At 26.0% G+C, this 24,274-nt stretch carries 19 protein-coding genes and 2 tRNA genes; 8 read left to right on the top strand and 13 right to left on the bottom strand.

Features of this window, described 5'->3' with window-relative positions; genetic code table 4:
• Positions 1–143 precede the first annotated feature (143 nt).
• The 3 genes from ACT1UH_RS01200 to ACT1UH_RS01210 all read right to left on the bottom strand — a co-directional run bounded on the left by ACT1UH_RS01200 (position 144) and on the right by ACT1UH_RS01210 (position 1,486).
• Positions 144–530: a hypothetical protein gene (locus ACT1UH_RS01200; RefSeq protein ID WP_444705118.1), complete on the bottom strand. Its 387-nt coding sequence runs from the start codon at positions 528–530 to the stop codon at positions 144–146.
• Between the two features lie 93 nt (positions 531–623).
• Positions 624–1,010, bottom strand: coding sequence for a hypothetical protein (locus ACT1UH_RS01205; RefSeq protein WP_444705119.1), 387 nt, complete (start codon positions 1,008–1,010; stop codon positions 624–626).
• 158 nt (positions 1,011–1,168) lie between these two features.
• Positions 1,169–1,486 carry a hypothetical protein gene (locus ACT1UH_RS01210; RefSeq protein ID WP_444705120.1) on the bottom strand — a complete coding sequence of 106 codons (318 nt, stop codon included), beginning with the start codon at positions 1,484–1,486 and terminating at the stop codon, positions 1,169–1,171.
• 187 nt (positions 1,487–1,673) lie between these two features.
• Here ACT1UH_RS01210 and eno point away from each other — a divergent pair, with 187 nt between their 5' ends.
• Positions 1,674–3,050 carry a phosphopyruvate hydratase gene (gene eno, locus ACT1UH_RS01215; protein WP_438340818.1) on the top strand — a complete coding sequence of 459 codons (1,377 nt, stop codon included), beginning with the start codon at positions 1,674–1,676 and terminating at the stop codon, positions 3,048–3,050.
• A 109-nt stretch (positions 3,051–3,159) separates the two neighbouring features.
• On the opposite strand, the gene rplA is transcribed toward eno, so the two are convergent.
• The 4 genes from rplA to ACT1UH_RS01235 all read right to left on the bottom strand — a co-directional run bounded on the left by rplA (position 3,160) and on the right by ACT1UH_RS01235 (position 9,578).
• A complete protein-coding gene (gene rplA, locus ACT1UH_RS01220; protein WP_444705121.1) occupies positions 3,160–3,852 on the bottom strand; it encodes a 50S ribosomal protein L1 in 693 nt (230 codons plus the stop codon).
• Positions 3,852–4,295 carry a 50S ribosomal protein L11 gene (rplK, locus tag ACT1UH_RS01225; RefSeq protein WP_438340820.1) on the bottom strand — a complete coding sequence of 148 codons (444 nt, stop codon included), beginning with the start codon at positions 4,293–4,295 and terminating at the stop codon, positions 3,852–3,854. Before rplK ends, rplA begins: the two co-directional genes overlap by 1 nt.
• Before the next feature lie 295 nt (positions 4,296–4,590).
• The gene (locus tag ACT1UH_RS01230; protein WP_444705122.1) at positions 4,591–5,832 is read right to left on the bottom strand and encodes a hypothetical protein; all 1,242 of its coding nucleotides are present in this window, start codon (positions 5,830–5,832) and stop codon (positions 4,591–4,593) included.
• A gap of 776 nt (positions 5,833–6,608) precedes the next feature.
• Positions 6,609–9,578, bottom strand: coding sequence for an AAA domain-containing protein (locus tag ACT1UH_RS01235; protein WP_444705123.1), 2,970 nt, complete (start codon positions 9,576–9,578; stop codon positions 6,609–6,611).
• A 574-nt stretch (positions 9,579–10,152) separates the two neighbouring features.
• Here ACT1UH_RS01235 and ACT1UH_RS01240 point away from each other — a divergent pair.
• Genes ACT1UH_RS01240 through ACT1UH_RS01250 form a run of 3 tightly spaced genes read left to right on the top strand, consistent with a single transcriptional unit; the run spans position 10,153 to position 14,102 of the window.
• Positions 10,153–10,527: a hypothetical protein gene (locus ACT1UH_RS01240; RefSeq protein ID WP_444705124.1), complete on the top strand. Its 375-nt coding sequence runs from the start codon at positions 10,153–10,155 to the stop codon at positions 10,525–10,527.
• Positions 10,472–11,773 (top strand): site-specific DNA-methyltransferase, encoded by a 1,302-nt coding sequence (locus tag ACT1UH_RS01245; RefSeq protein WP_444705125.1) that lies wholly within the window; start codon positions 10,472–10,474, stop codon positions 11,771–11,773. The genes ACT1UH_RS01240 and ACT1UH_RS01245 overlap by 56 nt, the downstream gene beginning before the upstream one ends.
• Positions 11,760–14,102 (top strand): DEAD/DEAH box helicase family protein, encoded by a 2,343-nt coding sequence (locus ACT1UH_RS01250; RefSeq protein WP_444705126.1) that lies wholly within the window; start codon positions 11,760–11,762, stop codon positions 14,100–14,102. Before ACT1UH_RS01245 ends, ACT1UH_RS01250 begins: the two co-directional genes overlap by 14 nt.
• A 250-nt stretch (positions 14,103–14,352) precedes the next feature.
• Here the strand turns inward: ACT1UH_RS01250 and ACT1UH_RS01255 are convergent, their stop codons facing one another.
• The 4 genes from ACT1UH_RS01255 to ACT1UH_RS01270 all read right to left on the bottom strand — a co-directional run bounded on the left by ACT1UH_RS01255 (position 14,353) and on the right by ACT1UH_RS01270 (position 16,885).
• Complete coding sequence (locus tag ACT1UH_RS01255; protein WP_438340826.1) at positions 14,353–14,952, bottom strand: FMN-dependent NADH-azoreductase; 600 nt, start codon at positions 14,950–14,952, stop codon at positions 14,353–14,355.
• A gap of 107 nt (positions 14,953–15,059) precedes the next feature.
• Positions 15,060–15,133, bottom strand: a tRNA-Gly gene (locus tag ACT1UH_RS01260).
• A 3-nt stretch (positions 15,134–15,136) separates the two neighbouring features.
• Positions 15,137–15,210, bottom strand: a tRNA-Gly gene (locus ACT1UH_RS01265).
• A 181-nt stretch (positions 15,211–15,391) separates the two neighbouring features.
• The gene (locus tag ACT1UH_RS01270) at positions 15,392–16,885 is read right to left on the bottom strand and encodes a hypothetical protein (RefSeq protein WP_444704989.1); all 1,494 of its coding nucleotides are present in this window, start codon (positions 16,883–16,885) and stop codon (positions 15,392–15,394) included.
• A 314-nt stretch (positions 16,886–17,199) separates the two neighbouring features.
• On the opposite strand from ACT1UH_RS01270, the gene ACT1UH_RS01275 reads away from it, so the two are divergent.
• From ACT1UH_RS01275 to ligA, 4 genes are read left to right on the top strand one after another with little or no spacing between them, the layout of a single operon-like run.
• Positions 17,200–18,003 (top strand): energy-coupling factor transporter ATPase, encoded by an 804-nt coding sequence (locus ACT1UH_RS01275; RefSeq protein ID WP_444705127.1) that lies wholly within the window; start codon positions 17,200–17,202, stop codon positions 18,001–18,003.
• Positions 17,988–19,004 carry an ATP-binding cassette domain-containing protein gene (locus ACT1UH_RS01280; RefSeq protein ID WP_444705128.1) on the top strand — a complete coding sequence of 339 codons (1,017 nt, stop codon included), beginning with the start codon at positions 17,988–17,990 and terminating at the stop codon, positions 19,002–19,004. The genes ACT1UH_RS01275 and ACT1UH_RS01280 overlap by 16 nt, the downstream gene beginning before the upstream one ends.
• 15 nt (positions 19,005–19,019) lie before the next feature.
• A complete protein-coding gene (locus ACT1UH_RS01285; protein WP_438340829.1) occupies positions 19,020–19,970 on the top strand; it encodes an energy-coupling factor transporter transmembrane component T family protein in 951 nt (316 codons plus the stop codon).
• 1 nt (position 19,971) lies between these two features.
• Positions 19,972–21,978: an NAD-dependent DNA ligase LigA gene (ligA, locus tag ACT1UH_RS01290; RefSeq protein ID WP_444705129.1), complete on the top strand. Its 2,007-nt coding sequence runs from the start codon at positions 19,972–19,974 to the stop codon at positions 21,976–21,978.
• Here ligA and ACT1UH_RS01295 read toward each other — a convergent pair.
• Together ACT1UH_RS01295 and ACT1UH_RS01300 are read right to left on the bottom strand one after the other, a co-directional pair.
• Positions 21,964–23,325 (bottom strand): MAG0480 family ComEC-like protein, encoded by a 1,362-nt coding sequence (locus ACT1UH_RS01295; RefSeq protein ID WP_444705130.1) that lies wholly within the window; start codon positions 23,323–23,325, stop codon positions 21,964–21,966. The two genes, ligA and ACT1UH_RS01295, sit on opposite strands and share 15 nt — an antisense overlap.
• Positions 23,250–23,765: an MAG0490 family ComEA-like DNA-binding protein gene (locus ACT1UH_RS01300; RefSeq protein ID WP_444705131.1), complete on the bottom strand. Its 516-nt coding sequence runs from the start codon at positions 23,763–23,765 to the stop codon at positions 23,250–23,252. Before ACT1UH_RS01300 ends, ACT1UH_RS01295 begins: the two co-directional genes overlap by 76 nt.
• Positions 23,766–24,274: the final 509 nt, after the last annotated feature.

Raw genomic sequence — 24,274 nt, forward strand, 5'->3', positions numbered from 1 at the left:
ATAGCTCTACTTTAGGAATAGAATAATTTATTATAAAATTACAATTTTATTTATATCTCTTCTTATTTTTTCTAAATCTTCATTAATTGATTGCATTAAATCTATTTCTCTTTGTGAAATAAGACCAGTTTTAACAAAAGATTCTAAAATTTCTGTTTTTTAGATAACATTTGATTGTAGTAATATCCGGCTTCTTGATGTTTCACAATTTTTTTAACCACCGATATTTCAAGAGGAAGCTTTTTACTATATGCTTTTTTCTCATACATTTGAATATCATTTTCATTTAATTCAAAAAGCTTTAAATCTTTTTGTTGTTTATTTGAAAATAGTATTGTTGATTTGCGCCAATCATAAAAGTTGCATCATTTTTTGATGTGACTTTTATTTTTTAATATTACAATTCCATTAAAAATTTGTCTTTTAATTGGAAAATCAAAATAAGCTTCAAGAGTTGCACTGTTTGGTTTTCTAAATTCATTTTTTTCAGAATTGGTAATTGATTTTCTTGTTTTTATATCATTAAGCATTGCAATAATTTCGTATCTATATTTATTAGCGTCTTGGTTTGTTTTAATATTTCTATCTTTTAAAAATATTGGAATTCTATTATGTGCAATTCTCTAAAAACTTTCTATATGTGGTTTTTCATTAGATACTGATGTTGTTATAAATTCAGTAGCTAATTTTGTGACTGTATTATACAAAATAGCGCTAGATTCAAGGCTATTATGAAAATTCATTCTATTATCGCTAATCATTACTTTTGGTATCCCATATTTATTAATCATATCTTGAATAATAATTTGATAACCTTTTACTGATTCGGCTTTTTCGTCAAAATAAAGTGATAAAACTTTTGAAGTTGAAACATCGATACATGCAACAATTGTTCATAAGGTTTGATCAACATAAAAATGAATAGACCCATCAAGTTCAACACATTCACCCATATTTACTAATTTTCTTTTTGAGATCATGGTTGGTTTTGCAATCTTTTCTTTAGGCAAAATATTTGGCTTATAAGGTATATATTTTTTACAAAAGTTTTTTGTCTTTTTATTGTATTTTTATGAGCAAAAGCACTTAGAAAACCGCTTTGTGTAAGTCTTCTTGTTAATTGACTATATGATATTTTTGCATTAGCTATTCTCTAATAAAACAAACACTAAGACATATATGAATTACAAGAACTATTTTTTGTTCCAGCAATTATTTTTTTTGCTTTCATATTTTTTTCATAATTGATAATTAAATCATTGTTGTAAATCTTCTTTCTATCGCCTCATTGATTACCATGTGCTAAGTTAACCTCTTTTTTGCATAATTTAGCATTTCTTAATTTTTGTTTTAATCTTTTTATGGTTGATATTGAACATTTTGCTTTTAAGGATAATTGCTTATTTGTTAAATTAGAATATGTAGTTATAACATCTAATTTTCGTTTTCTATTTAATTGAAAATAGTTTAATTCTATTTCATGCATAATAAGACCACCTATAACATTTTACTATATATGTTAGGTGGCTCATTTTTGTTGCAATTTAACGATTAAAATAAATAATGTTGCTTCTAAATTAATAAATAATTCTATAATTTATATATAAAAAAATTAACGTTATTAGATGACGAAAATTAATTTTATTTTTAAAGAATTTTTAAGGAGAATAGGAATGTCTAAAATTAAGAAAATATATGCATATGAAGTTTTAGATAGTAGAGGGAATCCAACAGTTAAGGTTGAGATAACCACTAAAAAAGCTTTCGCTGAAGCTCTAGTGCCATCGGGCGCATCAACTGGATCAAAGGAAGCTTTAGAACTACGTGATAAAGGAACAAAATATGAAGATAATTGATTTGGTGGAAAGGGTGTTCAAAGTGCTTGCGATCATATAAATAATGAAATAGCTAGTTTATTAATTGGGCATGATGTAAAAAATCAAGAGTTGATTGATAATATTATGATTGATGCTGATGGTACTCCAACAAAATCAAAATTTGGTGCCAATGCAATTTTAGCTGTATCTCTAGCATGCGCAAAAGCAGCTGCAATCGAAGCTAAAAAGCCATTATATGAATATCTGGCTTCTTTAAAACAAATTAGTGCAAGTTCATTTACTTTGCCGGTGCCGATGTTAAATGTTATTAACGGTGGTGAACACGCTTCAAATACCATTGATTTTCAAGAATTCATGATTATGCCGGTAGGGGCTAAATCATTTAAACACTCTCTGCAAATGGCAAATAAAGTATTTCATACATTAGCTAAATTACTTAAGAAGGCAGGACACGGAACACAAGTAGGTGATGAGGGTGGTTTTGCACCTAATTTACATACCCATGAGGAAGCACTTGATTTTCTTGTTAAAGCAATTAAGGATGCTGGTTTTAATCCCGCAACAGAAGGCGTAAATTCGATTGCAATTTGCTTGGATGCTGCATGTTCGGAACTATATGATTCAGAGACGAAGAAGTATGTATTTAAGAAATTTAAGAAGGCATTATTAGATAAAAGAGCTGGTTTTGAAAAATATGCTAAAAATAAATACGAATTTACAACTAAAGAACTTGTGAATTACTTTGGTAAATTGATTAATAAATACCCTATCATTTCAATTGAAGATTCACACCATGAAGATGATTGGGATGGATTTATTGCAATGAATGAGAAGTATGGCGAAAAGGTTCAGTTAGTAGGGGACGACTTAATTGTAACAAATCCTCAATATATAAAGGAAGCTATTACTAAAAAAGCAATTAATGCTTCATTAATTAAGATTAACCAAATTGGTTCATTAACAGAGACAATCAAAGCAATCAAGATGTCTCAAGAAGCTAATTTAGTTCCTGTGATCTCACACCGTTCTGGTGAAACAGAAGATACATTTATCGCTGATTTATCAGTAGCATTTAGCACCGGGGAAATAAAAACTGGTTCAATGTCAAGAACTGATAGAATTGCTAAGTATAACAGATTAATAAAAATCGAAGATGAGCTAGGTAATAGAGCTAAGTTTAAAGGAAGAGAGACATTTTATAATTTAAAATAATATATCAAAATAAAATTAGACCTAATCCCCAATTGTTATGGGTTTGGTCTATTTTATTATTTTTGTTTTAAAAAAACTTAGCCAAAAAGCCAAGTTTTTTTAAAACAAATTAATCGATTTTCACTTTAACAGCAGCACCCATTGAAGTAGAAACTACAATGTTTAAAACATATGTTCCCTTAACAGTTTGTGGTTTTAATCTCTTAACTGTTTGAATTATGGTTTCAGCATTTTGAGCCAACAATTCAGTAGACATTGATTTTTTACCAACCGAGGCATGGATAATTCCACCCTTATCAGCACGGTAATTTGCTTTACCTTTTTTCAATTCTTCAACAGCTTTAACTGGATTTGTTGTAACTGTTCCTGTCTTTGGGTTTGGCATTAAACCTTTTGGACCAAGCTTTTTACCATATTTTCCTAAAACAAGCATCATTTTTGGATCGGCAACAATCACATCAAATTCATATTTATCTTGATTTAAAATTTCTGGTAGTTCTGAAGATGAATAAACGAAGTCTGCCCCAGCCTCTAATGCTGCTTTTTGCGCTGAAACTTCATCAGTAGCCACTAAAACTTTAATGCTTTTACCAGTACCATTTGGTAGCACTACAGCTCCGCGTAGTTGTTGGTCTGATTTTCTTGTGTCTAAATTTAATTTAATAGCAATATCTAATGATTCGTCAAATTTTGCAAATGAAGCTTTCTTAGCTAATTCAATTGCATCTGCTAAAGGGTAAATATCTTTTTTGTTAACTAATGTTTTTAAAACTTTAGCGTTCTTTGTAACTCTCTTAGCCATTAGTTAGCACTTCCTTTTAGTCATTCTTCATAACCTTCAACTGTAATACCCATATTTTTAGCAGTTCCAGCAACCTGATGCATAGCGCCTTCTAGAGTTATTGCATTCATATCTGGCATTTTATATTCCGCTATTTCTTTTAATTGTTCCAAAGTAATTGAACCAACTTTTTCTTTGTTTGGAACTCCACTACCTTTTTTAATTTTTGAAGCTTGAATCAATTTATATGATGTTGGTGAAGTAAATAATTTAAAAATAAATGATTTATCCTTATAAACTGTAATTAATACAGGAACCGGTTCCGAACCTCTGTCTCTTGTTTGGTCGTTAAAAGCCTTAGTAAATTCAGGCATGTTAATACCAACACCTGCTAGTGCAGGGCCTGGTTTGGCTTGTCCAGCTAAAAATTGTAATTTAGCTTTTTTTACTATTTCCTTTGCCATTTTTAAAAATCCTTTCGATAATTGTGGTTCAAACGAATTAATAAATTCTTCCACATTTTAGGCAATTTTACATTGCACCTAGAAATTATAGCAAATAACTTATTTTATAAAAATAAACTCATTATATTTATCTTAAAATTTAATCAAAATAAATAATATCGGCATAATAGAAGCACAATAAGAATTCTATATTAGTAATTTTTTAGAAATTTTTATGCTTTTCTAACTAAATTTATAAAAAAAGTATCCACATTTGGATACCTTATATAATAACCTTTACAAAATTACTAAGGCTTTAGTTTTGTAAAAAGTCAGCACTACTTGGCATTAATAATCTAACTAAATGATCAAGCAATTGAATTTTTAGGTTTGGGTATTTTTTATCATTGCCATCTTTTGAATTATTCATTTTTGAAAGTTTAATTAGTTCATCAATTGTTTTTATTGCTTCGGCAATTGATTTTTCATTATATGAGTTTCCCCCAAGACCATATTTAGAAAGTTTATCATTATCTTTCTTGTAATTTTCTTTGTATTCTTCAAGTATTTTCTTAAGGTCTGAAAAACTAGATTCATTTGCTTCTATATTTAGTTTTTTAACCATAGAAACAATAGTTTTAACGTTTTCAATTTGTTTTTCTTGTTGTGTTTTTTCTTCGAATTTTAAATTTTCACCATTAGGGAAAAGTAGATCACTTGCTGTCTTTGTTAATAGCTTACTAATTTCTCCTAATAATTGAATTTTAACTACTGGGACACTAGTTTGAGTTAGAATTTTAACCTTATCAATTGAATTATTAAGTACTTCTTCTTTGTAATTAAATTCTGTAATATTAAATTTTTTCAGAAGTTCATTTAATTTTTTTTCATCTTCAAGTAATTTTTGAAATTCTTCTATTGATTTTTTGTCTGAATTAACATTAAGTTTATTCAATTCAACACCTAAATTAACATTTTTGTTAAATTCTTTTTTAAGTTGAGGATCGATTTGTCCCTTGAATAAGCTTTTTGTAAAAATGTTTTCAATTTCACCTAATAATTGAATAATTACATTTGGATTTTTATCATTAATTTTAATGATATCGTCAAGATTAATTAATAATGAAAATGCTTTTGTTAAAACATTTTTGAAATAATAATCACTTTTACCAAGTTTTTTAAATGCCGCAGCTCCTTCTTTTTTAAGTTCATCAATAAAGTTATCTTTTGAAATATCAACCTTAGAAATTTTTTCAGCGAAAAGCATTACTGCTTGTTTGTCTTTGTTAAATTGAATTGATTCAGGTGTTTCAATTTCTGGTTTAATTGGCTTATCATTCTCTGAATCGCCTTGCATTGATTGATCAGTATCACTTTCTTTATCAGGTGTTTTTTGTTGAGGGGTTTTTGTTTCTGGGTTTTTTGGTTTCATTGGTTCAGCTGGTTTTTCTGGTTTATCTGGTTTTTCCGGTTTAGCAGGATTTGCACATGATAGAGCTATAACTGGTGTTGCCAAAACAGGTAAAAATCCTAGAAAAAGTAATTTGCTTTTTTTCATTTTTCTCCTTATATTTAATTAAGTTTAATAAAGCAAATTTTATAGTATTTTTTTTTTTTTTTTTTTGTTTTGGCAAAATTTCATGATTGATGCTCTAATTATGACCAAAATTTTAGACAAAGCCAAGGCATTTATAAAGGCACTTTTTACTACTTAGTATTATTCTAATTTACGACCTTGATCTAATAAAAATATATTTATTGCAAAAATGTCTCTAATATAAATCAAAATTATTTAATTCATTTTTATTTTCCCAATTTTAAGATTAAAAAATCATAAATCCACCTTAAATTAAAATAGATTTATGATTTTTATTTAATTTTTTAATTGCATTTTTTTTAAAGTCATCATTTGAATTTCAAATACTATGTTTTTAAGCAAATTATCAATTCATTCATCACCATACACTTGCTTGTATACAAATCGTTTTTATTTTCTATCGAGTCTGTTAAAGTTTTTTCTACTTTTTGGTTATTATTTTTTGTAAAAATTTTTAGCTTTCCCTTTGTTGCTTCTATTACATTTAATTTAGATTTTTTAATTAGTGCTTCAACATTGCTAAAACTAAATTGATTAGTTGGGCTTTCATTAGAGGTGTTTGACTATCTTTTGTATATTTGTAAATTATTCCTTTTGGGCTCTTTATTAAAATTAAAAATAACTAGATTCTTTTTTACAATATCCTTATATTAAAAACCTAGGAAAAATATCGGTTCTTAAATAACTTGATTCGGATTTAAAACATATATAAATAAACTTAATATTCATATAATTTTTTATTGCTCATTTACAATTTCTAGGTGTTTTAAGCAAGCTTTAATTACATCACTATTGAGTGATTCATATACTTCCTTGTCACCAATTATATAAAACTCCTCTTTTGCACGTGTTACTGCTACGTTCATAATATTTGGATTATTGCTGCCAACAGCTCATTGAGCAGAATTTATACTATCTTTATCGCAACCTAGCACTAAAAAAACAATTTTAGCTTCTTTTCCTTGGAAAGTATGTACTGTTCCTATATTACTTTTATTAATTAAATCATTGAGATTTCTCTTAAGTTCACTTACTATTGCTTTAAAAGGAGAAATAATAAAGACATCTTTTAAATTTGCATCACGGTTTTTTATTTTAAATAAATATTTTTTTAAAACTTGACATTGTTCTTTTACATAATGTTTGTTTATGGCTTTTCCCTTAACATGGAGCCAGAATCCATTGTAGCTTTTTTGTTTACTGTTTTCTTTTCCTTGGACCATATTTCCTTCATAGGAAATTTCGTTTGAAATATCAAACATTGGACTTAGACATCTTCTATGTACTCAAAGAGGTATGCCAATTCAAACTCCGTTTTTCTTATAAAATCCATATTTGCTATGATTATCAACAATTTCTTGCACCGAGCTATTAAGACCATAAGGCAATTTATATTTTTCTTTTATTCATTTTAAGGTATTTTGGTCTAATACTGAAACTGGTTCAATTTGCGATGGATCACCAACAGCAATAATATTCTTCGTTCTAAAAATTGCACCTACCGCTGCTTGTGGAACCGCTTGGCCCGCCTCATCTATAAACAAAAATCCCATTGATTCTTTTGGAAAATTCTTATACATTGTCCTTATGCTTGCAAAGGTTGAACTAATTGCGGGTACAGCCATATTAATTCAATTTCATGCTTCCACTAAACACTCGCATTTATCAATAGTTTTTCCTTTGATTTTATTATTTCATATTTTGACAGCGCTTTTTAAAGCCTCCCTGTTTTCATATAAAAATTGTCTTCTGACTTTTAGCGCCAAAATAAACAATTTTGATTGTTTGATTCTAAAATTCTTGTTAAATCATGGGTTACTTTTTTGAAATACATTGTTGTCATTAATTGCATTGAATTTATTAATTTTCTTATTGATAAAAAAATCTTGGATTTTATTTTTTTGATCTAGCATTTTATTGATACTATCGATTTTTTTGCCTATGTTATTCTTTTTAGATTCGAGAGATAATAGTGAGTCGCATATTTTAACGCGTTGATTTAAATAGGAGTTTAATTTTTCATTAAATTCTTTGTATTTCTTTGTTTTAAATAATTTACTTATTCAGCTTGGTTTTTGCAGTTTTAAATTTTCAATAGATTTGTTTATATTTTTTAATTCATTATGGTTATTATTTATTAAGTTTATTATCTCTTTTAGGCTTTCATTAATTGCGTTTTTAATTGATTCAATATTAATATTTCTATTTTCAAATTTATCGTCAGGTTTATCCTTCGCGAAATCGTCAATTAAAGCTTGTATTTCTAATTCTATTTTAGCTAAAAGGTTTATGTGCATTTGTATATCATTTTGTGCTTTTTTAATGTCATTATATAAATTTAAAAAATCTTGATATACATTTGAATTGTTATTTTCTTGCTGGTATATTTCTTTTATGATATTTTCGACAGCTTTTATTATTTCTATAATATTCTTCTTTTTGCCGCCTTCCAATGAAAAAAGACCTCATTTTTCTTTTGTGATTTTATGCTTATTGGAAATACCTTCATTATTATCTTTTTCTTCAGTTATTGCATTAGCAGTTTTGTAAAAATAATCAGCATTCTTTATCTCATTTGCTAGATCTTTGTCAACATTTTCCAATAGAGGCAATTCGTTTACTATATTTTGCACAGCCCCATTATTTGAACTTGCTATTAAAATGCTCTTATTTGCAATTTGTGTAGGCAAAATTTTAATTTCTTTATAAAAAACATCCTTAATTATCTTTGAATCTAGCTTGCATATTTCAAGCGATTGTTGAGTAATTAGCTCAGCAAATATATCCTTTAGTAGGGTTGTTTTTCCTGTTCCTGGAGGTCCATTTACACTTTTCATTTTAATATTTTCATAGTTTTTACTTGTCGATAGATTTACTGCAATTTGTTGCATTAATGAAAGCGCATATTCTACATTGCTTGGAAATCTTGAACACGGATAATTCTTGGGATCTAAAATTTCTTTGATTTGTTTAATACCATCAGCTTGTTTATTATCTAAATTTATTTTTATTAATTCATTGCTATTTTCTTCTTTTGATGATGATAAATATTTGTCTAGATTTTGTGTTGATATTCCTTTAGCTTCTACTAAGTCATCAATAAAAAATGAATGCAATAAAGTATCATCTTCATCATCATTTACTATTTTATATCTGGAAAGATTAACATCAATATTGTAATTTTGTATTAATTTTTGAAATGCTTTATTAAAAAATGCTTTTAAATCTTCGGTTTCTTTCTTTTTAAATATATTTTCAATATCATCTGAAAGTTCATGTTCTTTTTCTTTAAATTTAGACATAGAATTAAATTCCAAATCACTCTTGGTCTCTCTAATATATGCACTTCAAGTATAGAAAGTGCATTGTTTTTCTATTTCAAGATTATTATTAAAACGTATAGCAAAACTGAATTTATTATTTCCTATTGATTCTAATTCATCATCATTAATTTTAGTATTATGTTTTTTGTTTAGAAGATCAATTAGTTCTTTTGAATTAAATGTGTTAAAAATAAAAACTAAATATTTTTCCTTTTTTTGCTTAGTTTCTTGTTTTAAAATCGTATTAAAATAGTCATAATAATTATCGTTTTGTTTATCTAGTTTAATCTCGCAATAATCTTTTTTATTTCAATTACCTTCGCTAAGTTTTTCAATCATTATTCAATGCTCAAGAATATTTTCTTTAATACTTTTAGGATTCATTATATCTCCACAATGTAATCATATACAGGTTTAATTTTAATATTGTAAATATGACTCATCTAATCATAATATTTCTCATTATTTAAATAATTTAATATTATTAAATACATTATAGTTGATAAAAATGTTTTATTTAAAAAAGTAGTTATGAAGCAGTATTTATTAGATGTCAATTTATTTTGATTTTTTTGATGTATTGATATTTATAGCTCTTATAATTTATTAAATAAGATACCTGTAGAATAATGTCTTAATTTAAATTAAATCATGATATAAGAAAAAGTGCGTTTTTGCATAAAAACATTTCATATTGAAATTTTAAAATCTTTATATATATTTTGCAAATATAAATATAAATAAAAAATATATATAAGAAAACATTATTTAACTTCCGTTGCATGTATTTTTATAATAAATTAGATCTAATAAGAGAAATATTATTAATTTATGAAAACAAGATTGTATAAAAAAGAACTATTGATTAAATTGTTCAATAAAAACTGTCTTTTAATCTATTTTGATTTCTCTTATTTAGTAAAATTAATTAAATATCATAAGCTATAAGGAGATATTAATGAGTTTATTAAAAAATTACATTCAGAAAATTGATGATATTTCTTCAAAAGAGTTGAATACAGATCAAAAAAGACTGGCAATAAAAATTTTAGAAAAATTTCAAGACGACGAAAAACAACTACAATATGTTTTTCAATTCATTGTGCAAAGAATTAAAACAGGTTTTAGATTTGATGTGGCGCCTGAAAGTGATTGGCAAACAGTTGCGCTATTAGAAAAAGATGAAAAACTTAGCTTTGTTTTAGATGAAAACAAAAGCAAAGATAACACATTAATCATCGGCGAAAACTATGATGCTTTAAAGAATTTGATAGTGATTGAGAGAGAGAGAGAGAGAGAGAGAGAGAGAGAGAGAGCTGCCTTCGCTTGATAAATATGATGTAATTTATATTGATCCTCCTTATAATACTGAATCAACTAAAAAAGATGGTAATAGTATTGCAGATAATAATGAAGATGTTAAGGCAAAAAAATTCATTTATCGTGATAAATATTCTAGAAATGGTTGACTTAATTTAATGAATGAAAGATTACAATTAGCAAAAGAGCTTCTCAAAGATGATGGAGTTATTTTTGTTTCTATCGATGATGCTGAGCAAGGCTATTTAAAAGTTCTGATGGATGAGATTTTTGGCGAAGAGAATTTTGTTTGTAATTTTATTTGGGAAAAAAATTATTCTCCAAAAAGTAATAATCATTACGTTTCTGTTAATCACGATTATATTCTATGTTATTTAAAAAATAAGCAAATAGTAACTAAATTTAATCGTTTAGAACGCAATGAAAAAAATAATAAAATGTATAAATTTAGTGATGAAAAAGGAAGATATAAAATAGCTGATTTAACAAGAAATTCTAATAATAAATTTGACATTGTCTGAAATAAAAAAGTTTATAAGTGCCCGGAAAATTCTGGGTGATTATTTTCAGAAAAAAAGATTTATGAATTGATAAGAGAAAATAAGATATACCTGCCAGATGATGTCACAAAAAGGCCAGGTTTAAAAAGATATTTATCTGATGTTAGAGATATTATATCTAAGACAATTTTGGGGTATGAAATTGTAGGACATACACAGGATTCAAAAAATGAAATAAGAGATATCCTATATAAAAATGCTTTTGAAACACCTAAACCTATAAAATTAATAAAATATTTGATTAGACTTCATAGTGATAAAAAAAATATTCGTGTCCTTGACTTCTTCGCCGGTTCCGGAACAACAGCTCACGCGGTTTTAGAATTAAATCGCGAAGACGGTGGCAATAGAAGCTTCACTCTTGTTACAAATAACGAAAATAACATCGGTATAGATGTAAACTATGAAAGACTTTATAGAATAAATCACGGCGTTGGTACTAAAAATGAAACTTTTGATTGAATAAAGAAAAATGAACCATATAAGGCAAACTTAAATGTCTTTAATATTAAATACTATGATATAAGTCCAGCAAACAAAGATATTGAAATTGAAGACTTAGCTAATAAATTAATTGACGTATTAAAAGAGTTTGGAATAACTTCAATAGATAAAAACAATCAACAACAATATATTAATCTATTAAATGATTTATCATCTTTAAAACCAGAGAAAAGAGAAGATAATGAATCTAACTAATTCTCAAGAAAAAGTTATTAATACTTTAATTAATAAAACCATAAATAGCTTAGAAGAAAACAAACAAAATTCCGTTTATTTTAAAGCCCCAACCGGGTCTGGTAAAACATTTATGATGATTAACTATATTGATAAATTAATTGAATGAAACAAATTTAATTTTAATCAAAATTTAGTTTTCGTTATAGCAACTTTATCTAGTGCAGAGTTGCCAAAACAAATGGAGGAAAACTTCAATGATTATAAACAATATTTAATAAATAACGATTTAAAAATTACAAGAATTGAAAGTCCTTCAAATATTAATAAAAATTCTAAAGTAGAAAAAAATTATCAGTTTTTTGCTAAACCAAATAATGTTTATATTATGGGCGGAGCATCATTTAAAGCTAACTCAATTTTAAGAGAGCAACGTGCTATTGAGGCTTTTTTAGATGAAATAAAACTAAATGACTATAAATTAATTTATATTCGTGATGAAGCTCACATTGGCGCCGATACTTCTAAAAATAAAAAAGATGAAATTTCATTTGAACAAAATATGCAATTAAGGGCTGATTTTGTTATAAAAATGACAGCAACTCCAACTGATTTGAGTTTAGATCTTATTGAGCTAAGCGAAAAAGATTTATTTAACGATAAAATCAGATTATTAAAAAGCAAAAAAATTTTTAATGAAGGTATCGAAGATAATGAGGACATTGCTTATATTGATAATGATGTTATTTTAGAGCAAGCCTGCTTAAAATTCAAGGACATAAAAAAACAATATAATGATGATAAAAATGAACCAGGTTTAGTAGGCATTAATGCCGCTATGTTAATTCAAGTTGATAACGCTAGTAAAGATCCTGAAAAAGAAAAAATATTCAATGAAACCATTGATTTAATAATAAAAAAATTAGAGAAACATTCTTTATCATGAGTAAAGTATTTCGATCAAAATGATAAAGAGTCAAATCTAAGACAAAAAGATAATTTTTCACTTAGAGATATATCTAAATACAATTCGGACACTGATGTGATAATTTTTAAAGTAGGACCAGCAACAGGCTGAAATATACCGAGAGCATGTATGCTAGTTCAACTTAGAAATGTTTCGTCAAAAACATTAAGTGCACAAACTATCGGAAGAATAAAAAGAAATCCCAATCCCTCTTATGATTTTAGAATTAATTCAATTGCTAATAAATACTACATTTATAGCAATGTTGATAGAGATATAAATGACCAAAGAATGCTGATTTTAAAATCTCAGTTTAAAAAAGAAAAATTTGTGTATGGTTCTCTTGTGAATATCAATAAATCTAATTCTGTTTTTAATTTAGATGATTATGAAAAACAAGTTGCTAATTATTTAAATAATTATTCTATTGAAAACTTTGAAACAAAATACCAAGTATGCAAAAAAGAGTTTTGTGATAACAACTTTATAATTGCTAATCAAAAAAGTTATGGTAATAAAATAGAAATAACATTAAAACTAAAAAATAAAATTGATATGGAATTATTTAATATAAAAACAACTAAAAATAATAAAAAAATATTTACAGAAAATATTAAAAAAGAAATAAATAGCATCTATGAAACAAAATTAAAATCAATAATGGATAAAACATTCTTTTGATTTTTGATAATTAAATATGAAATCGAAAACTTTAATGACTTTTATAAAAAGCATTTGCAAAAACAATTAGATAATCAAGAAATAAGATATGTAATAAATAATTCTAAGTTTTTACCAGATTATTTAATAGAGAGCAAAGATGATGACGATCCAAAAACAGACAATAAATTTGCTTATCAAGAAATAAATAAAGAATTTGCAAATATTTATTTAAAATCAGAGGCTGAAAAAACATTTGTAAATGAGTTTAAGAAATGTGTATCACTGCGGCCTGAAATTAGAATTTGAGCAAAGAATCCAGTACATAGTGGAATTAATTTTGAATATATCAATAATAATTTTGACATAAGTAATAGTTATCCGGATTTTATTGTTATACAACGAAATCATTACATTTATTTGGAAATTAAAACATACAAACATGATATTGATAAAGACAAAACAAAAAAATTAATTGAAGAGTATAGAAAATATATTAATAATATTAATAACATTAATAATAACTTAGAATTTAAACTTACGCTCGCTATCATATTTGTAGATATTAAAGGAAATAATCTCTATGCAAATGGCGCAAGTACAATAAAAAGTCTAAATGACATGTTTTTGTCACAAGACAATAACTGAGATAAAAATGGGGAATTCTTTATAAATAATGTAAGCGTACAATTTTCGCAATTATTAACAGAAGACAAGGAATAATAAAAGTTTCATAAAAAATATTTGCTTTAGCTAATTTATTATTATTTTGCAATAAATTATTAATATTTTTTGTTTTTGATAATTTAGATAAAATATAAATATAAGCTGTGTTGGAGAATTATTGTTCAAAATAACATAATTTTGCAAAAAATGATGATCTAATTTTTTACCAAAAATTTGGGCTTAAAATAAAAATAAAAAACCAAGCTTTCTCATTATTTTAGAGCTTGGTTTTTAAAATTTTAAATTATTAAAAGTTCATAACCCTTTCTTTAATTTTGTTAATTTTATTTTTAATAATTTCCTCAATTGAATAAGAATTAAATGGTTCTACTTTTGTTGCGTCAATTAAAAGGGTTTCACTAACCTCTGCACCCAAGAAATTTCAGATGCCCTCTAGGTAAGAAATGTGACTTGCTCAAGGATATCAATCGCATGGAGCTCCCTGAGAAGCAATTATTTGTACCTTTAAATTAGACAGCAAACCTATTGAGCTACCTTTTTTAGCGTATTTATAAGAAAATGTCTTATTAGCAACACAAATTCGGTCGATAAAATTTTTTAACACTGCCGGGACATTAAAATTTATCATTGGGGCTGAAATAATTAATTTGTTGGTTTTTTTCAAAATATCAATATATCTACCTGATAATTCATCATTAAAAAAATCAGAAAAATTATTTGAGTTCATTGGATGTGTTGCCATTTCAAGTTCGTTTAAATCTAACTCCACAATTTCATCATTTTTGTTAATTTTTTTATATTCCTCAACGAAGCTCTTAGTAATAGCACTTGAAACAGACTTCTCTTTTGATATAGGCGAAGAATATAAAACTAATACATTAGCCATAAAACTCCTTTATTATTTATTTTTTAATATTATATAAGTTTTAATTGCCTTATTTTGAATAAATTTAGTTAAATCAAAAAAACTTGGTTTCCCAAGTTTTTTTGAAATGGTGCGGATGAAGGGAATCGGACCCTCGTATTCAGATTGGCAACCTGATGTTCTACCATTGAACTACATCCGCAACTGGTGCAAGTGATGGGAATCGAACCCACGTAGTTAGCTTGGAAGGCTAAAGTTCTACCATTAAACTACACTCGCAATTAGCGTTATATATTATAAACTATAATTTTTGTTTTATCTAAAAATATTTTTTAATTTGCATTAATTAGCGTGAAAAATGAGCCACCGATATTTTGAATTTGTTTAATTATACATTTTGCATAATTTCTAATAAAAAAATATAAAAAAATAGCTCTACTTTTAGGAATAGAATAATTTATTATAAAATTACAATTTTATTTATATCTCTTCTTATTTTTTCTAAATCTTCATTAATTGATCGCATTAAATCTATTTCTCTTTGTGAAATAAGACCAGTTTTAACAAAAGATTCTAAAATTTCTGTTTTTTTAGATAACATTTGATTGTAGTAATATCCGGCTTCTTGATGTTTCACAATTTTTTTAACCACCGATATTTCAAGAGGAAGCTTTTTACTATATGCTATTTTCTCATACATTTGAATGTCATTTTCATTTAATTCAAAAGCTTTATATCTTTTATTGTTTATGTGAAAATAGTATTGTTGATCTGCACCGATCATAAAAGTTGCATCATTTTTTGATGTGACTTTTATTTTTTGATTTTTTTCATTTTTAGGAATATATTTTTTATTTTTAAATGTTACAATTCCATTAAAAATTTGTCTTTTAATTGGCAAATCAAAATAAGCTTCAAGAGTTGCGCTGTTTGGTTTTCTAAATTCATTTTTTTCAGAATCGGTAATTGATTTTCTTGTTTTTATATCATTAAGCATTGCAATAATTTCGCATCTATATTTATTAGCGTCTTGGTTTGTTTTAATATTTCTATCTTTTAAAAATATCGGAATTCTATTATGTGCAATTCTCCAAAAACTTTCTATATGTGGTTTTTCATTAGATACTGATGTTGTTATAAATTCAGTACCTAATTTTGTGACTGCATCATACAAAATAGCGCTAGATTCAAGGTTATTATGAAAATTCATTCTATTATCGCTAATCATTACTTTTGGTATCCCATATTTATTAATCATATCTTGAATAATAATTTGATAACCTTTTACTGATTCGGCTTTTTCGTCAAAATAAAGTGATAAAACTTTTGAAGTTGAAACATCGATACATGCAACAATTGTTCATAAGGTTTGATCAACATAAAAATGAATAAATCCATCAAGTTCAACACATTCGCCCATATTTACTAATTTTCTTTTTGAGATTATGGTTGGTTTTGCAATCTTTTCTTTAGGCAAAATATTTGGCTTATAAGGTATATATTTTTTTACAAAAGTTTTTTGTCTTTTTATTGTATTTTTATGAGCAAAAGCACTTAGAAATCCGCTTTGCGTAAGTCTTCTTGTTAATTGACTATATGATATTTTTACATTAGCTATTCTCTCATAAAACAAACGGTAAGACATATATGAATTACAAGAACTATTTTTTGTTCCAGCAATTAATTTTTCACTTTCGTATTTTTTTCCATAATTGATAATTAAATCATTACTGTAAATCTTTTTTCTATCGCCTCATTGATTGCCATGTGCTAAGTTAACCTCTTTTTTGCATAATTTAGCATTTCTTAATTTTTGTTTTAATCTTTTTATGGTTGATATTGAACATTTTGCTTTTAAAGATAATTGCTTATTTGTTAAATTAGAATATGTAGTTATAACATCTAATTTTCGTTTTCTATTTAATTGAAAATAGTTTAATTCTATTTCATGCATAATAAGACCACCTATAACATTTTACTATATATGTTAGGTGGCCCATTTTTGTTGCAATTTAACGGTTTTATCTAAAAATATTTTTTAATTTGTTTGTTTTTAGCCAAACTATATTTTAAAAAAGCAGAATATTTATAAAAAACTATTAGTTATAAGAAACTACGACACTTGGGTTTTTGCATTAAAAGAAGTTAAATAATATGTTTATAGTTGTTGATTTATATAGTTTTTTTATATATTTTATTGTATACAATAAAATGTCAATTTAAGCATTTTTGAAAAATAAAATTAATATTATATTTATAATTATCACTATGATTGAAATTAAAAAACTTTGTTATAAATATCCTGGTGCTAAAAAATATGCCTTAGATAATATTAATTTTACAATTGAAGATGGGCAATATGTTGCCATTTTGGGACATAATGGTTCAGGAAAGAGCACTTTTTCAAAACTACTTGCCGCAATTTACAAAGCTTCATCTGGGAAAATTATTATTGATGGTCTAGAAATAAATTCTGAAAATTTGGCGGAAATTAGAAAAAAAATTGGTATTGTTTATCAAAATCCAGATAATCAATTTATAGGCGCTACTGTTGAAGATGATATTGCTTTTGGCTTAGAAAATAAAAAAATGTCATATGATGAAATGAACGTAATTGTAAGAAAATATGCCAATGAAGTAGGAATGGGCAATTTTTTAGATAGGGAACCTCAAAATTTATCGGGAGGTCAAAAGCAAAGAGTAGCCATTGCTTCTACTCTTGCATTAGATCCTAAAATTATTATTTTTGATGAAATAACTTCAATGTTAGACCCTAGAGGCCGCAATGACATTTACAAAATAATTCATGATCTGCATTCCAACACCAATAAAACTTTAATTTCGATCACTCATGATATGGATGAAGCTTTGTTAGCTGATAAGTTAATTGTCTTTTCAGGTGGCCATGTGATAGCTCAAGGAAAACCTATTGAAATTTTAAATAACAAACAAATAATTGAAATTGCAAAAATAGATTCACCTTTTATATACAAACTTAGTGAAATGATTCACGGAATTGAGCCAACATATGACGATAAAAAATTATTGGAGACATTATGCAAATTAAAGTAGACAATATTTCAAAGGAATATAACAAAAAGCTTCCTACATATATTAAGGTGCTAGATGGTGTATCAGTGGAAATTAATGAATCAGAAGCAATTTCAATTATTGGGCCAACCGGCTCTGGTAAAACTACATTAATAGAGCATCTTAATGCATTAATATTACCCGATGAAGGTTTACTGCATTTTAGTGATGTCCCTTTGTTTAAGAAAGCCAAAAAGCCATCTAAACCAAAAAAACAAAGTGATGATAATGATGAAACATACCAAGCTAAATTAAATGAATATATAAAGAATTTAGAGAAGTTTCAAAAAACTAAAAAAAGTGATCGTGTTGAAATAGCATATACTGATATTGATATTATCAAAAGTAAAAGAAAAATCAAAAATGTTAAAGCATTAAGAAAACAAGTTGGAGTTGTATTTCAATTTGCTGAATATCAATTATTTGAATCTACTATTGAAAAAGACATTATTTTTGGACCCGTTTCAATGGGTATTAAAAAAGACAAAGCTAAGGAATTAGCGGCTAAATATATTGAGATGGTCGGTCTACCAATTGATTATCTTAAAAGAAGCCCCTTTGATTTATCAGGAGGGCAAAAAAGAAGAGTTGCTTTAGCAGGTATTCTTGCTATGGAGCCAAGATTTCTTGTTTTAGATGAACCTACTGCTGGTTTGGACCCGCAGGGTGTTGAAGAAATGCTCCAGCTGTTTTATAATTTATATAAGCAAGGCACAACTATTATTATTGTTACACACGATTTAGATAATGCTCTTAAATGAACAAATAGAACCTTATTTGTTAAGGATGGGAAGATTATTAAAGACGGTAATACTTATGATATTCTAAGTGATAATAAACTATTATTAGATAATAATTTAATTCCCACAAAATTATTATCATATGTAGAAAGGCTAAATAATGCTGGTTTTAATATTGGAAAAGTAACAAATATTGAAGAATTGGCAGATAAAATAAATAACATAATTAAGTGAAAAAAATAAAAAGGAGCTATAAATATGGATAAAACAATTATTGGCAAATATCTCAATATACAGACGCCAATTCATAGACTTGATCCCCGACTGAAATTTTTAGCTAACATACTATTTATAATTTTGTTTTTTATTTCTGAACATTATATTACATTATCAATTTTAGTAATTATTAGTATGGTTTTATATGGTATTTCTACTAAATCAGTAATTTCTATTTTTAAAAAAATTAAGTTTCCTATCTATATTGCTATTTTTCTCCTGGTCATTAATATGCTAACTGTTAAGGGCGCGGTGATGTATTACGAAATTGATAAATATGTTCCTCTTTCAACAGAAACAAATGCTGACGCTTTTGTGATTTATCGCGGTAAATTAATAGTTAATGTAGTATATTTTGCTCCTAACAACGATGTTAATTCGATATTTCAATTGTCATTATTCTCAATTCATCGAACTTTTACAATACTTTTGAGAATTTATGGCGTTGTATTAATAACAACAATTTTGACAGTAACAACAAAACCTGTTTTATTAACGAGAGCAATCAATGATCTGCTATATCCGTTAAAAATATTTAGAGTACCGACTGAAATAATAACGATGATTATATCCATTGCCTTAAGATTTATTCCTACCTTGTTAGAAGAATCAGGAAGAATTATGAAGGCTCAGTCAAGCCGAGGAGTAGATTTTAAAAATGGTAATTTTAAGGATAAAATAAAATCTTTCATTGTCCTAATGGTCCCACTTTTTGTTTCATCCTTTAATAAGGCTAATGATTTAGCTGATGCTATGACTTCAAGAGGATATGAACCATATGCAAAAAGAACCTATTATCGTCAATTAGTTCCTAATTGAAGAGATTTGATTGCTACGCTAATATTAATGACTCTAACTGCATTGGTTGTAATATGTGCTATAGACCATATTGCTTTACCATCATGGTGAATTGCTTCATTTCAAAAGGTTTAATATGAATGAGAAAGATTTTGAAACAAGAAAAAAAATACTAGAATTACAACAAAAAATAAGCCAATGAGATAAATATTATTATGATTTTGATAAACCGTTAGTTTCTGATGAAATTTATGATATTGAATTTAATCAATTAAAAAGATTGGAATTGCAATATAAACATCTTTTTTTAAAAGAAGAATTAGAGCAGTCGCCAACCAATAAAATTAATGCTAATGTATCTAAAAATTTTGCTAAGGTTAAGCATGATAAATCAATGCTTTCTTTAAATAAGGCATATACCATTGCAGAAATCCAAAAATTTATTGATAATATTAAAAAGGTAACCTCGCATTTTTCTTTTTTTATTGAACCAAAAATTGACGGGCTCTCAATTTCTATTAAATATAATCAAGGCAAGTTAATGCAAGCAGTGACAAGGGGCAATGGGTTAATTGGCGAAGATGTTACCAATAATGTTTTGCAAATAGATAATATTCCAAAAATAATTAATTATAAAAAGCCCCTTGAGGTTAGAGGTGAAATTTTTCTTCCTATTGATGAGTTTAAGAAAATAAACGAAAAATTGCTTAGTGAAAATAAAACGGCTATGGCTAATCCACGCAATGTTGCTGCTGGTACTTTACGCCAATTGGACCCACAAATTGTAAAAGAAAGAAATCTTTCATCCTTCTTATATTATGTTGTTGCACCGGAAAAACATAATATTCAAACTATGTATGAATCATTTGAATTTTTAAAAAAGTTGGGTTTTTGTGTTACAGAGCAATCAATCCTTGTTTCTTCTATTAAAGAAATAGAACAATTTATTGAGGAATTCAAGACTAAAAAGTTATTATTTAACTATGAAACTGATGGCATAGTCATAAAACTTAATGAGCTCAAATTTTATGATAAATTAGGTGAAACAGCAAAATTCCCTCATTCAGCAATTGCTTTTAAATATGAGCCTGATGTTGTTTCCACCATATTAAAAGATATTTTTATTACTGTTGGTCGGACTGGCTTAGTTACATATAACGCTTTATTGCAAGAAGTTGAGTTGTCAGGAACAAAAGTATGTTTTGCAACGCTTAATAATTATGAATTTATTAAAAATCTAGATATAAATATTGGTGATGAAATATACATAAAAAAATCTGGTGAGATTATTCCATGCGTTATAGGTTTGGCTAATAAACATAATTTAGAGAAGCTAGACCCATTTAAGGTATGCCCATATTGTAATAACGTTTTGTTATTTAATGAAACAGGATTGGAACAATATTGTTTGAATCAAGATTGCCAAGAAATAAAAGTTAGAAAACTTATTCATTTTGCTTCAAAAGAGGCGCTTGATATTAATTCACTTGGTGAAAAAAATATCATATATTTTTACAAAAATGGTTTTATAAATAATATATTGGATATCTTTAATCTTCATAAACATCGTGATGAATTAATTAAATTGGAAAGATTTGGATATTTGTCAATAAACAAAATTTTAAAATCAATTGAGGATATTAAAACTAAACCACTTGAAAATTTGATATTTGGTTTATCAATCCCATTAGTCGGAAAAAGAACTGCGAATATTATTGCTTCAAAAATTCTAAAACTAGAAAATGCCTTAAATTTTAATTTTGAAGTGTTTAGAGATTTTTATGATTTTGGTGATAAGATTACTAAACAATTAATAGAATGATTCTCCAATGAAGAAAACATAAGTTTAATTAAAAAATTAATTGAACATGGTATAAATCCATCATATGAACAAAAAGCAATAACCAATATCCTAAATAATAAATCTTTTGTTATAACAGGCAAACTTACAAAACCTAGAAGTTATTTTGAAAAACTTATTGTGGAAAACGGCGGCGAGGTACTTTCGTCTATTTCCGCTAATATAGCCTACCTATTAATTGGCGAAAAGGCAGGAAGCAAGCTATCTAAGGCGCAAAAACTTGGTATAACAATAATTAATGAAGATGATTTAAAATTAATGCTAAATTTATCAAACTCCTAACCTTAGTTGGCTATGGAGTTTTATTTTATAAGCCTTTAATAAGGCTATACTAAATATAAAGCATATTAATCATGATGTATCAAATTTTATGATTATGTTTGATTCACTAATTATGTCAATGAACGCATCAAATCAAAGGATGGTATTTTCAATAATGATATTTATCCTAAAAAATAGAAGTGTAATAATGTAGTTTAAGGAAATAATTGGAATAAACAGAAGTTGAATAAAAAAAGAAAAAATATTATAGTTTTTATTAAAAGTGTGAATTATTAAAGTGGAATAAATATGTGCAATTAAAAATACCGCAATTGTTTTGACAAAATATCCTTGTTTTGTTAAAACAAAAATTGTAATAAATATGGATAGTGTAATCAAAAATGATAAAATGAAAGAGTATGAAAACATTATAAATGGATTGTAAAAAACCATTATTAAACCCGTTATTGCTAATAGTGCAATATTGTTTATTTTTTTGTTAAAAATAATTTTATTTAGATATGCTAATATTAAAAAGATTAAAGACCTTGTTGCACTTACATGAAATTCGATTGATATTAAATAAATAATCAATAGAGGAATAGCGATAAAATCTTCAATAAAATAGCCATTTTTAATTCTTCTAATTATTTTGGATATAAATAGATAAATTAAATTAAAATTAAAATGAAATCCGCTAATAGTGAAAAAGTGAATAATATTAAGATCACTAAGCTTTTTATATATGTTATTAGCTTGATTATAATTGTTGAAAATGATGATATTAAGATAATCTATAACTATGTGGTTTTTTGTGTTAAAAATTGATAATTTTTCATTTTTTTTAATAAATTCAATATTTGAATTAATGAGATTAAAAAATAGCCTATTTGCAACTTCAAACGAGCTTAAATTCTTATTTAAAATAAGTGTTCCTTTGATATGAAATGTATACTCATAGTTGTTCATAAAAGCAATATCTATAATGCTTTTGGTCTTAAAAACTTTAAAATAAGCCTCCTTATATTTGAATATTAGATAGGTTTTATATTCTCTAATCATATTTAAATTATTATCTAATTTTATCCCGTCAATTTTTGCAAAAATTGACTGGTAAACTACATAGCTTAAAAAAATAATTGAGCTAAAAATGAAAAATGTAATTCAAAATTTAATATTAAAAAAATTGAAAATGCAAATCATTATTAAAGCTAGTGAAATTAAAATAATTTCAATTCTCAATATTAGTATAAATATTAAAAAAGAACTGATGGACGATATTAATAGAATATCTATATATCTATATTTTCTGTTAATATTTGATAAGTTTTTTCACCAATGCCTGGTAGTTGTAATAAATCATCTCAATTCTTAACATTCCTTTCTTTAATATATTCAAAAACTTTTTTTGCAATATTTGTTTTAATTCCTAAATTTATTAAAATTTGCAAATCATTGATATCTGTTATCTTTAATTTTTTATTTTTAGTAAAGGGAATAAAAACTCTTTCATTGTTTTTTAACAACTGTGATTTATTTATCTTTTGTAAATCTGCACCACTTTTTAAAATACTTTCTCTTATTAAATCAAAATAATTTGCTCCATCCTTTAAAGTATATTCACCCGGATATTCCACTGCACCTTCAATAAAAACAGTTATATAATTACTTTTAAAAGAAGATTTGTTATGATGTCATTTATCTATAATTTCTGTTTTAACTACAACGCCACTAATAAGTACAACTGATGAAATAATAAAAAATGAGGCAGTTAGAATAAATTTCTTTTTGTTTATTTTTAATTTCATAAATCAAATTTTTAATAATACACAAATGTTTTTATCTAATATGGGAAAAAATAAGGAAAGTATTAAGAAAATAAATCAAATCTCATAATAAACAAGCAATATTTAAAGAGAATAAATTTTGGCATCTCGAATATTTTTTCCTTTTTAAATCATGCCTTTGAATTTCTTTTTTTCAAAATGAATTTAAAATAAAAATCTAAAATTTGTTTTTTATTTTTCTAAAAATAAAGTTTTGGAAATAAACGGAAACATAATTAATAGCTTAGATAATAGAGAGATAGGATATTTTTTCAATATTGAAATCCGAAATTCTTTTAAGTTTCAACAAAAGATGTCTGAAAAATGATTTTTTAACGATTTATCAAGAAAATTAAAGAGTTTGTAAATTAATATAATAACGAAGGAATTGCATTATAAAAAAATGCCCATATTAAGATTTTGTCAAGTCAAATTCTTAATATGAGCTAAACTGTCTGAAAAAATTTTACAAGTTTATTTTGTGCATTTTT

It is taken from the genome of Mycoplasma sp. 332 (genome assembly GCF_052378275.1).
Classification (GTDB): Bacteria; Bacillota_I; Bacilli_A; order Mycoplasmatales; family Metamycoplasmataceae; genus Metamycoplasma.